The sequence below is a fragment of the Acidithiobacillus ferrooxidans ATCC 23270 genome, assembly GCF_000021485.1.
GTDB lineage: Bacteria > Pseudomonadota > Gammaproteobacteria > Acidithiobacillales > Acidithiobacillaceae > Acidithiobacillus > Acidithiobacillus ferrooxidans.
In genome coordinates, this window is record NC_011761.1 from 2,120,811 (window position 1) to 2,134,922 (window position 14,112).

General features: G+C 59.0%; 11 protein-coding genes. All 11 read right to left on the reverse strand.

Annotated features, from left to right (window positions below; all coding sequences use genetic code 11):
* Positions 1–38: 38 nt before the first annotated feature.
* The 11 genes from AFE_RS10915 to AFE_RS10965 all read right to left on the reverse strand — a co-directional run bounded on the left by AFE_RS10915 (position 39) and on the right by AFE_RS10965 (position 14,050).
* Positions 39–3,203 carry a DEAD/DEAH box helicase gene (locus AFE_RS10915; protein ID WP_012537158.1) on the reverse strand — a complete coding sequence of 1,055 codons (3,165 nt, stop codon included), beginning with the start codon at positions 3,201–3,203 and terminating at the stop codon, positions 39–41.
* Positions 3,200–3,988, reverse strand: a complete 789-nt coding sequence (locus AFE_RS10920; protein WP_009567106.1) for a hypothetical protein — start codon at positions 3,986–3,988, stop codon at positions 3,200–3,202. Before AFE_RS10920 ends, AFE_RS10915 begins: the two co-directional genes overlap by 4 nt.
* Positions 3,985–5,256 (reverse strand): restriction endonuclease subunit S, encoded by a 1,272-nt coding sequence (locus AFE_RS10925; RefSeq protein WP_012537159.1) that lies wholly within the window; start codon positions 5,254–5,256, stop codon positions 3,985–3,987. Before AFE_RS10925 ends, AFE_RS10920 begins: the two co-directional genes overlap by 4 nt.
* Positions 5,253–5,609, reverse strand: a complete 357-nt coding sequence (locus AFE_RS10930) for a hypothetical protein (protein ID WP_012537160.1) — start codon at positions 5,607–5,609, stop codon at positions 5,253–5,255. Before AFE_RS10930 ends, AFE_RS10925 begins: the two co-directional genes overlap by 4 nt.
* The gene (locus AFE_RS10935; protein WP_009567105.1) at positions 5,606–6,220 is read right to left on the reverse strand and encodes an AlbA family DNA-binding domain-containing protein; all 615 of its coding nucleotides are present in this window, start codon (positions 6,218–6,220) and stop codon (positions 5,606–5,608) included. The genes AFE_RS10930 and AFE_RS10935 overlap by 4 nt, the downstream gene beginning before the upstream one ends.
* Positions 6,213–9,311: a type I restriction endonuclease subunit R gene (locus tag AFE_RS10940; protein ID WP_012537161.1), complete on the reverse strand. Its 3,099-nt coding sequence runs from the start codon at positions 9,309–9,311 to the stop codon at positions 6,213–6,215. Before AFE_RS10940 ends, AFE_RS10935 begins: the two co-directional genes overlap by 8 nt.
* Before the next feature lie 292 nt (positions 9,312–9,603).
* Positions 9,604–11,076 carry a 4-hydroxy-3-polyprenylbenzoate decarboxylase gene (gene ubiD, locus AFE_RS10945; protein WP_012537162.1) on the reverse strand — a complete coding sequence of 491 codons (1,473 nt, stop codon included), beginning with the start codon at positions 11,074–11,076 and terminating at the stop codon, positions 9,604–9,606.
* Positions 11,077–11,100: 24 nt separating this feature from the next.
* Positions 11,101–11,973: a phosphate/phosphite/phosphonate ABC transporter substrate-binding protein gene (locus AFE_RS10950; RefSeq protein WP_009562226.1), complete on the reverse strand. Its 873-nt coding sequence runs from the start codon at positions 11,971–11,973 to the stop codon at positions 11,101–11,103.
* Between the two features lie 12 nt (positions 11,974–11,985).
* On the reverse strand, positions 11,986–12,378 hold the full coding sequence (locus AFE_RS10955; protein ID WP_041647435.1) for an SCP2 sterol-binding domain-containing protein: 393 nt from the start codon (positions 12,376–12,378) through the stop codon (positions 11,986–11,988).
* Positions 12,379–12,488: 110 nt separating this feature from the next.
* The gene (locus AFE_RS10960) at positions 12,489–13,235 is read right to left on the reverse strand and encodes a tRNA threonylcarbamoyladenosine dehydratase (RefSeq protein ID WP_009562222.1); all 747 of its coding nucleotides are present in this window, start codon (positions 13,233–13,235) and stop codon (positions 12,489–12,491) included.
* Positions 13,235–14,050 carry a TatD family hydrolase gene (locus AFE_RS10965; protein WP_009562220.1) on the reverse strand — a complete coding sequence of 272 codons (816 nt, stop codon included), beginning with the start codon at positions 14,048–14,050 and terminating at the stop codon, positions 13,235–13,237. The genes AFE_RS10960 and AFE_RS10965 overlap by 1 nt, the downstream gene beginning before the upstream one ends.
* Positions 14,051–14,112: the final 62 nt, after the last annotated feature.

A 14,112-nucleotide genomic window follows, 5' to 3' on the forward strand; every position in this document is an offset into this window, starting at 1 on the left:
GGTCTTGAGCATGGCCAGTTTTGTAGGTTGGTCGGCCATCAGTCCAGTGTCCCGTCCATGATCTGCCAAGCCTTACGATAGGTGCCACCGACCGGCCCCAAGGCCTGAAGCCAGTCCCGTTCCGTCAGCGCGGAGAGTCGCTGACGAATTGTCGGCAGAGACGTCGTGGCATCCAGTTTCAACACCTTGGCCAGTGGCGTCGCCGCCTTGCGCGGCACTCCAAGCAAACGCAAGGCGATGGCTTCGTCCGTGGCCACCCCGTAAAACACCTGCGATGGCAGGTTGGCCAGCCGGGTGTGTTCGTCGTCGGAGAGGTTAGATGCGGTAATCGCTAGCAGTGCGTTCAGGCCCCAGGAAGATGTCTGCGCAAGCTTGCCGAAGAGGTTCTGCCCGCATTTGGTGAGTGCTGTCACTTCGTCGTAACCCTCTTTGCGGAAATGGCGGGCGGCGATGGTGGTGATTTCCTCACCATTGACCCAATCCTTGAGGATGAGCGCGAGCTTGTCCCCGTCCGGTGCCCTGCCGCCCAGAACAGTTTCCAAATTCTCACGCAGCTCAGGAACACGCAGAAGCACGCCCATCATGTCCTGCAAGGTACGGTCGCCCTCACGGAACAGCCGCTCCCGATTCCACGAATCCGGCCCGATGTCGCCTTTATGCGTGAGAACAGTCTTGATGCTCTGCAATGAAAAGCCAGTGCTGTCCACCAGCTTCAACGGTTGTTGCGGGCGGACCATGTCATCGACATAGGTTCGAATCCCGTCCAGCAGATGACGGGCAAGCTGACTATCAGCGGTGCGCAACTTCTCGAAGCCCAGTGTGCCGCGCAGCACCTGCTCGATCTGATCGGCAAAGTTGGACGGCGCACCCATTTGCCGATAGGTGTGAACGAGATATTGCAAGAAGCTCGACCACTCCGGGCGGCTATAAACAATTCTTCCAAGATCAGACAACTCACCAGATGCAGCCTGCGCCAATTGAATCAGGGCGGAATTCAGATCACCAGTGTTGCTGTTGATGAATTCGCGACGTTGTGCCACTTCGCTTTCATCTTTGGCCACCAACGCCACTACCCCCAGTTGCCCCTGAGACACACGACCGGCGCGGCCAGCGATGTTCCAGAAATCCTCCGGAGGCATGGTTTGCCCATAAGGGTATTGCGTGGCGGCCATCACCACCCCGCTGACAGGGAAGTTCACACCCTGAGCAATGGTCGTGGTTGCAGCCAGCACATCGAGCTGCCCTTTTTCGAACAACCACTCCATGAGCATACGGATTTCTTCAGGCAAACCGCCGTGGTGCATGCCGATGCGATGGGCGAGCAAATCGACCAAGGGGTACTGCGCCCCCAGTTCGGCTGCCACATATTCCTGCACGAAGCGCACATCGTCGGACATAGCCCCGGCCTGCCCGGATTTAAGTCTCTCGGCAAGCTTCCAGACGTAATCTGGCCGGCTGTGCATGGCGATAACAGGCCCCCGCACCATGAGCTTGCGCGCGGTAATTCCGGCCAAAGCGCCTACATCCCTCGCTTCTGAAAGCGTACCGGCCAGTGTCTCGTCCTTGCCCAGCGAAAAGGCTTCATCCAGCACTATGCTGGGGCGCGTGGTATGCACCGTTTCGAAATCCAGCCGGTAGTCACGGCTGCGCCCGTTCTTGCGGCCGTCGTCCACCGGGCTGACGATGCCGATGGCCCGGTCGTTGGGTTGCCAGTCCACGCCCAGACTGATGTCCTCCGAATTTTGGCCGCCGAGCCAGCGCGCCACCTCGCGTGCATTTTGAATGAAGGGCGTGAGCAGTAGGAATTGCGCGTCTCGGCACTCCCGGTTGATGGTGGCCAGCAACAACTCCAGGCGCAGGCCACGCACCTTGTCCTGAATGGTGTGCGCTTCATCCACTACCACCAGAGTCAGTGGGCGCCCGATCTTTTCCTCCCAGCCCTGGCGCAGCATCAAATCGAACTTCTCGGGCGTAGCCACGAGGATTCGGAAACGCACCTCGTCGTTCGCCTCCGCCAGCACGCCGGCCTCGATGCCGTCGATCTCCATGGCCGGGCTGATGCGCTCCACCATCAGCCCTAGTGGCTGGAAATCACGGCGCAGTTGCCGCGTGACCTGATTGACCAGCGCCCGACTGGGTGCGAGATAGGCCACCCAGCCTTTGCGATCCTCGAACTGATTCAGCGCCTGCAACATGCGGAACTGGGCAATGAGGGTCTTGCCGCTGGAGGTCGGCAGACTCACCACCACAGCCTGTCGACTGGAACCCAGCAGTCCACGCTCGGCCAAGGTGCGGCGTTGCGGGGGCAGCACATCGAACAAAGCACGGTCGCCGCGTCCACGTTTCACTAGCTCGCGCACAAAGTCGGTTACGCGGGAGTTCACTTTCCGAGTCACCGTCCACAGAGCGTTGTCCACCATTTGCGCAGAAGCGCGGGCCAGCAGTCGCGTCATCGGCCCCAACTCAACGAGCTGCGCAGCGTCACAAGCATCGATGGCTCGGTCGAAGTGACTATCCAACAAAGGCTGCACTTGGAAACTGCCGTCCACTACACCGTCGGTGATGTAGTGGGCCAGTACGTCCGCTGCCTTGGCCAGGTGGTAGATCCCGATCAGCTCAAGCGCAGTACGCTTGGCTTCCAGCGGTGCGAAGGTGTGCAGGTAATCGCGCTCGAACTCCTCCTGCGCGCTACGCAGCGCCGCCACGCGCTCAAGCACCGCATCGCGGTCACTCCAACCTCTTTTGCGCACCAGACGCAGCCAGACATCGGTAAGGGCGGCCCGACAGCGTTTGCCCCAGTTGCGTGCCTCCAGCGGCAAGGCGGGCCAATGCCCCGCCTCGTCCAGTGTGCGTAGCCAGCGCGCGGCATCGGCGCCGCGATCACCCAACACGGCCAGTACCGATGCGCGCAGCAGGTGCGAGCCCGCCACCATGGGGTCGGCAGGCAAGGGCAACATGCGCAAGAGCCGGAAGGCGTCCGCCGCCGCCTGGCGCGACAATGCCAACTGCTCAGGTTCATCGGCTAGGCGATCCACCTTCAGGTCGAGCACGGCGATTTCCAGCGCGGCCGCCGTCTCGCGCAGCAGCGCCTCATCAAAGGCGGGGACCTCGCGCCCCATTTCCTGATGGAACTGCACGCGATCGGCCTCACGCAGCGCATGGCTGCGTCGTTCTGCCATTGCATCGAGCAGCCAGTGGTTCATGCAGCACCTCCCTGGCTGATGGCCTGCGGCAGTTGCGCAATGGGCCAAGGCAGATAGAGGGCGATAAGGAGGCAACTCGCCGGGGCTTGCAGGCGATCCGCCAGTTGTTGGCCTCGCGCTTGCAAATCAGACTCACGCGCCTCCTGGTCACGCACCAAAATGCCGAACAGTGCCAGATCGCGCAGATCGGAATTAAAGAAGCGGGTACATGCCGTGTTAAAGGCAGGTTCATGCGCCGTGTGCTTCACGCGCGGCAACAGCCATTTGAGCAACTGGCAGATCGTGCCGAGATTGCTGGCGAGATTGTCGATCTGGTGAGTCAAACCACCGCTTCTGCCGCTCATCACCTGCGGCGGCGACTTCGCCTCGGACGAGCACTTGACTTCGCCCAGGGCCAGCCTGTGTGAGCCGCCATCGCGCTGAAAGCCCACGATGTCCGCTCCCGGCAGGGAGGCAAAGGGATTGCGCTTGTCGCGCTCGGTGTTCCAGGGCAACACCACATCATGGTGTGCTTCAAGCACCGCCTCGGCGAGCGCCTCGCCTGCCGCCCAGTCGCGCGTCTCCGGCACTTCGGCGGCAAGTACTTCTTCAAGCGCACCCTGACCCATGCCGGTCAGACTCAAACCCCGCAAGTATTTATTGAATGCCTCACCGCCCTCCGTGTCGTTAAGGCGTACGGCAACCGGCCCTTGCAGAAAGCCATTGAGTTCGTCGCCTTCGCACGCGTGCTCACCCTGCCACGAGACGCAACCTTGTGCCGATTGATAGGCCGTTTGCCAGGTCATCCCTGCACCTCGTTGAGTACTGGGAAAAGCTGCTGCATCAGCCCTTTCTTGTGGGTCTTGAGGGCTTCGAGCTTTTGGGTCTCCAGGGTGATCAGGGCGTCGAGGCTGCTCAGGCAGGAGGCGATGCGGTGTTGTTCTGGCGGTGATGGGAATGCAGTGTCCCAGCCCTCGATGGTTCCCTTCGTAATGTGCAGAAGTCCCAATCCATTTGCTGAGTTGGATTTCATCCTCTCAGTTTCATTTTCGAGTGTGATGAAAAGGAACTGTCGGTCTATTCCACTGTGTTGTTCGACCTTCCAGATGTGGTAGTGATAAATCACTTTTACCCCGTGCCACATACGCGGCCCGAACGACGCCGACCATGCGTAAAGCAAATCGCCTTTGTCACAATACTTTGTCTCATCCAGTTCAAGGTCTGAGTAATACCAATTGTTGTTGGTGAAGAAATTTCCAACGCGGAGAACTGGATACTTTCCGGATTCAAGCAGTTCTTCCTGTTTGTATGCTCGGCCGTTGAAGAATGTCGCTGCTTCACCCAAGGTCGTCTTGTTCCACTCCCCGGCGTTTTGGAATTCGGGGAAGCGCAGGCGGGGTTGGGTTTCGCCCTCCGTGGGGAAAAGCTGCTGCATCAGCCCTTTTTTATGGGTCTTGAGCGCGTCCACTTTCCGCGCTTGCGCGGCCATCAGCGCGTCCACCGAACTCAGGCACTCGGCGATTTTTTGTTGTTCCTTCGGTGTCGGAACAGGCAAAGGCATGGCCATGAAATCGTCGCTGGAGATGGCCATTCGATCATGCCGCGCGCCTGTACTGGATGCCTGCCGCATGTAGGTGTGCCAGCCGGTTGTCTTGAAGTAGTGCTCATAAAAGTCATTGCCACCGTCTTTGAACTTGAAGACGGTGTAGAGCGGCGACATGACGCCAGTGCCAACTTTGTTCTTAGAAATGGGGCCAACAGGTGCTGTTGCAGAGATGCGCGGGTTGTAAACATAGCTGCCCAGCTCAACTACGAAATAGCTCTCGAGATTGCCTTGCGTGGCAATTTCTTTGTCGAAGAAGTCGCGCTGGTCCATCACGCCAAACTCGGCTGAGTTCGTCAGCACGCGAGTAATTTTTTCATCGCGGTTTTTCTGTTTGGTGCGAGTTGCCAATTGACTCAGCGGCGCGAGCTTCCACCCATCCGCCCCCCGAAACGCCGGAAACCGCAGCTTCGGCACTCGCGCGGGCTTTGTTTCTGCTGTCAAAACAGTGCTTGGTGCTTTGGGGTTCATGCTTGCACCTCTTCGGTGTCGTTCTTGTCATCGGCATCCCACATCTCGCGGTAGGCGAGGACATAACTCGCGGTGGCCTGCTGGTCCAACGTCCAGTAATGGCGGCAGAGGGCTTTGAAGAGGGCCTGGCCCTCTGGCAAGCAGGCGTGGCCTAAAAGCTGGTCGAGTGTGTGCTCGATCCGCTGAACATCGCGGCTGCCGCTGCGCACCATCTCTTGAACGCTGAGCGCCAGTGCTTCGACGGCCTGCTGGTGCAGTGCTTGCAACAGGGCGATGGCCGCTGACAGCTCAGCGAGCAAGTTTTGGTAAACGGCCGCGCCCGGCGTTGTGGTTTGCTTGTGGGGGATGGTCATTTCAACAAGACCTTTCCTTGTGCGGTCAGGCGGTATTTTTGTGTGGGGCTGCGCGGTGAGTCTGGCTGGGTCAGTTCCACAAAACGCTGTTGGAGGGCCGGGTTCAGATAGTCTTCCAAAAAGCTCGGGCGGTGTTTGAGGTTGAGCGACTGCATCAGCTCCTTCGTTCCTTTGGCCTCTTGCCCCAGAGCCACGCACAGTCGGCGAACTTGTTCGGTTACTTGTTCGGTGACTGGGGCCTCGACTTGTTCGGTGGCTTGTTCGCCCGCCCCCGCCCACTGCGCCTTGGGCCGTTGCACCCGAGCGGTGAATTGGTTGCCGCTAACTTCGTCGATCAGTTCGATCTGCGACCATTCATCCAGCGCACGGGGGATACCACTGCCCAGTCCCCGGTAGGGCAGCATCCGGAAGGCGTGCTCGCTCAGGCCAGTGATGATGCCGTCATCGGTCACACCGATCAGCAGCGTGCCGCCGCCGCTGTTGGCAAAGGCAGCCAGCTCGGCGGCCAGGGCATCAGGGTTGTGGAAGCTGCGTTTGAACTGCTGGCGGGTGTGCTCGCCCAGGGCGATGCGCGCAAGCAAAGTGGCTTCAGCCAGCGGCTGCTCACTCATAGGCGCTAAGCCCTGAAATATCGCGGCCCCCGGCGCGTTGGGTCAGCAGCGGATACAAATCTTCCATCAGCGCGATTTCGGCCTGGCTGCGGGCTTTCCAGCCCAGATCGAGCGGGGCCATGAGGTCGCTCAAGCGTTCGCCGTCGAAGATCATGCGCTCAAAAATGCCGTCCACGAAGCTTTGCAGGGCGGCGGTGGCCAGATTGTGCTTTGCGGCAATGGTGGCGAGTTCCTGGGCGTTCTTCTCCGCCTTGAAGCGGGTGTAGCCGTCGCGGATGGCGGTTTCACTCAGCCCCTCGCCGGCCTGGAGCGTGCCGATATATTCGGCGATGTCGTCGCGCTCGTTGATGAACTTGGCGTCACTGCTGATGAGGCCGATGAGTTGTTCGCGGGTCATCTTGGCCTTGCCCGGCTCTTTGGCCGAGAAGCTGGTCATCAGCTTCATGATGTAGTCGTAATCAATGACGGCGGAGGCGAAGAGGACGAACTCGAAGTCGAGCTGATCGGCAGGCTTGTCGGCGCCGGGCTTGTCCGGCTTGTTGCGCCCGTCGCGGAGCTTTTTGGCGGTGTCCAGATACTGGCCCTTGAAGCCGCGCAGGGTTTCTTCGGGCAGCACCTGCTCGATGGCGGCTTTGTTTTCCCCGGTGAGGTCGGTGTATTGGTCGAGCTGGGTCTTGAGCCGCTGCACTTCCTTGAAGCGCTCGATGAAAACGGTCTTGGCGGCATCGCCTTTCAGGTTGGCCACGGTGGAGGGCGTGCAATCCAGCCCCTGGGACTGCATGAAGGCGTCGAGCTTTTGCACGGCGGCCTCCAGTTTCTGGATGACCACGGGCGCCTTTTCCACCAGCCAGATTTCGCGCGCCTGCTCGCCGGTCTTTTCGCCGGAGAACAGCGCGATGGCGGCATCGACGGCATCCTGCTGCTGGCGGAAGTCGAGGATGTTGCCGTAGGGCTTGGTGGCGTTGAGCACGCGGTTGGTGCGCGAGAAGGCCTGGATCAGGCCGTGGTGCTTGAGGTTCTTGTCCACGTAGAGCGTGTTCAGGAACTTGGAATCGAAGCCGGTGAGCAGCATGTCCACGACGATAGTGATGTCGATTTTCTGCGCCGGGGGGTAGTCGGCATTCGGCCACTGCTGGTCTTTGATCCGCTTTTGCACATCCTGGTAGTAAAGATCGAATTCGCTCAGGCGATGGTTGGTGCCGTAGCGGGCGTTGTAGTCGGCGAGGATGCCTTCAAGCGCCTGCTTCTTCGCTTCTGGCTCGACCTTGTTGTCTTCCTGCTCTTGCGGGAGGTCTTCGGAGAGCTGGTCGATGTCCTTTTTGCTTTCGGGATTCTCCGCGAGCTGCGCAGGCGGAGAGAAGACGCAGGCGATATTCAGCGGCTTGAACTCGGGATCGGCGGCCAGTTTCTCGGCTTGCATGGTCTTGAACAGCGCGTGGTATTCGATGGCATCGTTGATGGATGCGGTGGCAAAGAGGGCGTTGAAGCGGCGCCCGCCGGTGGCGGCATCGTGCTTGGCGAGGATGGCTTCGATGACCGCGCGCTTGGCGATGGGTTCGCCGGGTTTGGGTGGGTTCTTTCCTTCCGGCTTGAAGTAATCGACATGGAAGCGCAGCACATTGCCGTCTTCGATGGCGTGGGTGATGGTGTAGGCGTGCAGCTGTTTCTGGAAGAGGTCTGCCGTGGTGCGCATGGAGGCCGTGCTGTCCTCGATCTTCTGCAGGCTGGCATTGGCCTCGAAGATGGGCGTGCCGGTGAAGCCGAAGAGTTGGGCGCGGGGGAAGAAGGCTTTGATGGCCTTGTGGTTCTCACCGAACTGCGAGCGGTGGCATTCGTCGAAGATGAAGACGATGCGCTCGTCCTGCAGTGCTTCGAGCTGCTCCTTGTAGGTGGCCTGGCCGTTTTTGCTGCGTTGCTTGTTGCGGCGGCTCGTTTCGTCGAGCGCGAGGCCGAGCTTCTGGATGGTGGTGACGATGACCTTGTCGGCGTAGTCCTCGGACAGCAGGCGGCGCACGAGGGCGCCGGTGTGGGTGTTTTCTTCGACACAGCCTTCCTGGAAGCGGTTGAATTCCTCCCGCGTCTGGCGGTCGAGGTCCTTGCGGTCGACAACGAACACGCATTTATGGATGTGCTCGTTCTCCTTGAGCAGGGTGGCGGCCTTGAAGGAGGTGAGCGTCTTGCCGCTGCCGGTGGTGTGCCAGATGTAGCCGTTGCCGTTGTCTTCATCGATGCACTTGACCATGTGCTGCACGGCATAGACCTGATAGGGTCGCATCATCATGAGCTTTTGCTCGCCCGCCAGCAGCACCATGTAGCGGCTGAGGGTCTGGCCGAGGTTACACTTTTTCAGGAAGCGCTCGGCGAAGGCGTCGAGCTGTCTGATCTTGCTATTGTCCTCGTCCGCGAACTCATAGACGGGCAAAAAGCGCTCGTCGGCGTTGAAGGCGAAATGGCGGGCGTTGTTGTTGGCGAAGTAGTAAGTCTGGTCGCGGTTGCTGACGATGAAGAGCTGCATGAAGCAGAGCAGCGTCCGGGTGTAGCCGTTGCCGGGGTCGTGCTTGTATTCGACGATCTGCTCCATGGCCCGGCGCGGATGGACGCCGAGGGTTTTCAGCTCGATCTGCACGCAGGGCACACCGTTGATGAGCAGGATGACGTCGTAGCGGTGGTGGCTGTAGTCGGTATTGATGCGCAACTGGTGGATGACCTCGAAGGTGTTTTTGCACCAGTCCTTGAGGTTGACGAGGCTGTAGTTCAGCGGCGTGCCGTCGTCGCGGGTGAAGGCATTGATGCTGCGCAGGGTCTTGGCGGCGGTAAAAACATCCGGGGTGACGATCTCATCCAGCAGGCGGGCGAACTCGGCATCGGTGAGGCGGACGCGGTTGAGCGCTTCGAAGTGCTGGCGGAAATTGGCCTCCAGCGCGGCGCGGTCGCGGATGTCGGGGCGATATTCGTACTTGAGGTTTTGCAGGGTGCCGATGAAGCCGTATTCGATGGTGTCCTCGCGGACGGCGAAACTCGGACTATCAGCGGGCCGACTGTAGGTGTCTGGGGCGTCGATTTGTTTCCGGGTGCGGCCTTCCGGTTTCATGCGTTCTCCAGCGGAATATTTTTGTGCATTCTACGCTGCGGAGCTTACAGGACAAAATTTTGCCCCATTCCAGGTAAGATGTTAGCCGATCATCGTCTGTACCGCTGCCGGAATGGCCTTTTGCGGGTGTTTTTCTTCTTCACCCATAAGGTGAGCCCCCATTGTCTGGGTAAACCTAATCCTATCAGATGGATAATGTCATTTCAGCAGAGGTAACTGCCGAATTTAGGATAATGATTAAGAATAACCCCATATGAGTATTTAAGGAACCCCGCACCCCTTCGATGCGCATTTAGAACAGCGGCCGATCCAGCGCCAGCAACAGGTCATCCACTCGTTGGCGCACCACGGCGGTCATCTGGATGGGGCGGCCCCATTCCCGGGCAGTCTCTCCGGGCAGTTTATTGGTGGCGTCCATACCCACTTTACCACCAAGTCCGGCAACCGGCGAAGCAAAGTCGAGATAATCGATGGGTGTATTTTCGACGGGGGTAATGTCGCGCACCGGGTCCATCCGGGTGGTCATCGCCCAGATCACATCTTCCCAACGGCGCACATCGATGTCTTCGTCCACCACGATGATAAACTTGGTGTACATGAACTGTCGCAAAAAGCCCCAGATACCGAACATGACTCTTTTTGCATGACCGGGGTAACCCTTGCGGATACTGACAACGGCCAGACGGTAGGAACAGCCCTCCGGCGGCAGATAAAAATCCACGATTTCCGGGAATTGTTTCTGCAGCAGGGGCACGAAGACTTCGTTGAGGGCCGCACCCAGTATGGCCGGTTCATCGGGGGGCCGGCCGGTGTAGGTGCTGTGGTAAACAGGATTTTCGCGGTGGCTGATGGTTTCCACGGTGAATACCGGAAAACGCTCGGCCTCATTGTAGTAGCCGGTGTGGTCTCCAAAAGGACCTTCCACCGCCATGTCATCCGGGTAAATATGCCCTTCCAGGACGATTTCGGCGCGCGCGGGCACCTGTAGCGGAACGCTCAGGGCATTGGCGAGCTCAGTACGCCCGCCACGCAGCAGGCCGGCGAATTGGTGCTCGGAAATGGTATCGGGGATAGGAATGACCGCCGCCAGAATGGTTGCCGGATCGGCGCCGTAGGCCACGGCAACGGGGAATGGCTCGCCCGGCTGCGCTTTCTGGAATTCACGCAGGTCCTGGGCCCCCCCCCGGTGCGCCAACCAGCGCATGATCACCCGGTTACGACCGATGACCTGTTGCCGGTAGATACCCATGTTGGCCCGCCGCTTGTGTGGCCCCTTGGTCACGGTCAGGCCCCAGGTCATGAGCGGCGCAGCGTCTTCTGGCCAGCAGGTCTGCACCGGCAGGGCGGCAAGGTCGACCTCATCTCCGCGCAGGATGATTTCCTGGCAGGGAGGGCGACTCAGGGTGGTCGGTGCCATGTACAGGATCTTGCGCAGGGTGGGCAATTTGTCCCAGAGGTCGCGCAGCCCGCGGGGCGGGTCAGGTTCCTTGAGATAGGCCAGTAACTGACCGATCTGCCGGAGATCTGCCAGGGATTCGCCCCCCATCCCCAGCGCCACGCGTTCCGTCGTCCCGAACAGGTTGCCGAGCACCGGCATGTCGTAGCCGATGGGCTGGGTAAACAGAATGGCCGGCCCTGCCGCCCGCAAGGTTCGGTCACAGATTTCCGTCATCTCCAGTTTGGGAGAGACGGGCACGCTCAGCCGGCGCAATAGATCGCGCTTTTCGAGAACGGCCAAAAAGGCGCGAAGGTCACGGTAGCTCATGGATACATTGTAACCACAGCCAGATTAGTTTGTCCCGCTATCGGGATCCTCACGGGCAACGACAAAGGCACTGTCATCGATGGCCAGAGACGAAGTCGTGCGCAGATCGATGGCCTCGTGGCCGCTGATGTATTCTTCGGTAAGCATGGTCAGGCACGCCACTTCTTCGGCGCTTACCGGCACAAAACCGGAAAAACCGACATCCTGCAATAATACCTGCCCCCGCGTCTCCTGGTCCATTTGGCAAAGTATCCGGGTAAGCAGATCCCGCTGCGCGGATAATCGTGGGCCAACACAGAATGCATGGAACGCGAAGGCATCGTCAGAACGGTCTATGATGCGCAGATGATCACGAATCAGGCTGCTTGCACTGGTATAGACTTCGTCAAACAAAAAACCGACATCCGCCTGCCCCTGTAGTATGGCCTTGAGCACCCCCTGGTAACTGCCCGTAAAGACGAATTCCAGGCGTGCCCGGTCGATCTCCGCTTTATCCAGCAGAAACAACCCCACCATGTGAACTAGTGTGGCGGGATGGGCGGAGGCTATGCGGATACGCGGCGACAAATCCGCAATCTCCCGTACCGGACCGACCGCTGCGGTGCATAAGTATACTTCATCAAAATGATCCCGGGGTTTGGCGATGGGTATAAAATCCCTCTTTTGTACGTATTGCACCCAGTCGAATGGGTTGGCGTAAACCAGATCGTATTGGTTGTCGAGCACTGCGGCGCGACAGGCGTCAAAGCCGTCATACGGCTGGAAATGCATTATCTGACCCAGATGCCGCTGCAGATAGGTGTTCATCAAAAACCATCCCGGGAGATTCTTTCCGGAGTAATTCGGATCTACCGTAAAGTTCAGGGTGGCCTCACTGGAGATTTTAGGAGACGGCATACGTTATTATCCTCAGATATCAAAATCTACCGGTATCTCACCGAGAATATTGAGGTGGATATTGAACGGCGTCATATATTTCATGGCCGTCATCATGGATCCCTTAAACTTGAGTCTTCGAGTCATCAAGGCCGATTTCCCGCTGATCTCTCCCGACAGGATCTTCTGCCAGTGGTCCATGCTTGTCCACATGATGAAGTCACGGCGCCGCCCGTCGGAAGGTCCGGCATAGATAACCTTCCCCGCCTTGCAGAACAACATGACGTGAGGGATATCAGGGCGATCTTCGATATAATACTCCCAGGTGGCATTGAAGTTTTTCAGATCTTTCTGAATTTCCGGGTGGGTATCCCATTGCTTGCCGACGAGACGAATCCACTCTGTACTCATAAATTTTGCTACCATAATCAGAGTCCCCGCGCTCAATACCTTGACCATCAAAGCATCCGATGACATCATCACTTTCCTAATATTAGGAAATATGAATTTCCCGGATGACCCCTACTGATTCCTATTTAGACGCCATTGGGGTTTTCGCCAGTTGCCAGCAAATGCTGGAGAACGATGCCGGACAATACTACCCCGAAGAGCGCGGGCATGAAGGAAATGGTGCCGTTGACCGTTTTTGCCCGCCCGCCCGCACTGGATACTTCCACGGGAGGGGCTTCCCGGCGCGGGGATTCATCGGAAAAGACGGTCTGCACGTCGAGGGACGCGCCATTCTTGCGCAGCAGCGCGCGCAATTCTCGGGCCAGGGGGCATTTTTCCGTCTGGTTGAGTCTTGCGACACGAACCCGGCGGGGATCGAGACGATTGCCCGCCCCCATGCTGGAAAAAACCGGTAAACCCAGAGTCTGCGCCGTCTGGATAAGAATCGCTTTGCAGGCGATGGCATCAATGCAATCCACGACCATTTCCGCACCACTGTCCGCCAGCAGGCGTGTGGCATTGTCCGCGCTGATGAACTCCTGACGGGTTTCAAGCACACAGTCGGGGAAAATATCCCGAATCCGCGCCGCCATGACCGCCACCTTGGGCTGATCCAGCGTGGAATGCAGGGCGACGATTTGCCGGTTGATATTGGAAATGCCGACCACGTCGTGGTCAATGAGCGTGATATGCCCTATCCCGGCACGGGCAAGGTTTTCCGCGACATAACCGCCAACGCCACCGACGCCGGCAAGGAGCACGTGGCGGTCACGCAGATTCGCGACAGCGGAAGCGCCCAGGAGAATTTCGGTACGAGCAAAAGGATGGGGCATTATGACACGTCCTGAAGATGAAATAAGCTAAGGGCATTTTGCGCGGTAATCCGGGCAATTTCCTGAACCGAAGTATGGCGCAACTGCGCTATATCAGCGATGATTTCGCGAAGATATGCGGGTTCATTGCGAGCGCCGGGATGCGCATGGGGCGGTTGCCACGGGGCATCCGTCTCTGCGAGCAGAAATTCCGCCGGCAGTGTGGCCGCTATCGCCCGCAGACGCCGGGCGCGGGGATGCGTAAGGGCACCACCGAGTCCCAATAAAAACCCCATATCCGTCAATCGCCGAGCCTGAACGGGGCTGCCTGAGAAGCTGTGCAACACCCCGCGCAACCGGGGGAAACGGCGCAAGATCAGGATCATTTCTTCCAGGTTCTGCCGCGCATGCAGAATGACAGGCAAGCCCAGTTGCTGTGCCATGGCGAGTTGGGTCGTGAAACCGGCACGCTGGCATGCAGCGTCAGGTGTGCCCGCGCTGGCGTCGAGTCCGATTTCCCCCAAGGCGACCGCATCGGCAAGAAAACTCGCCAGAGTCGCTTCCCATTGGCCATCCCGATCCTCCAGATAGAGGGGATGCACACCATAGGCCGGATAAAGCCCGGGCCAGCGGCGGCAGGTTTCCCTGAGCCGGCCCCAATACTTGGGAGTATAGGCAGGGAGGACCATTTTGCGGACCCCGGCCATACCCGCGCGGCACAGGACCGCATCACGATCATCGTCGAAGGCTGCGTCATCCAAGTGGCAATGACTGTCTATCAGTCCATGCATGGACAGGTCCGCGAACTTTTCGGCGCCAGCATCAGGGGAAGACATTTGCCGATCTTACGGTGGCAGAACTCGGGAGTAAATGTGCCCCTTTCTGGACCAGGAAATTC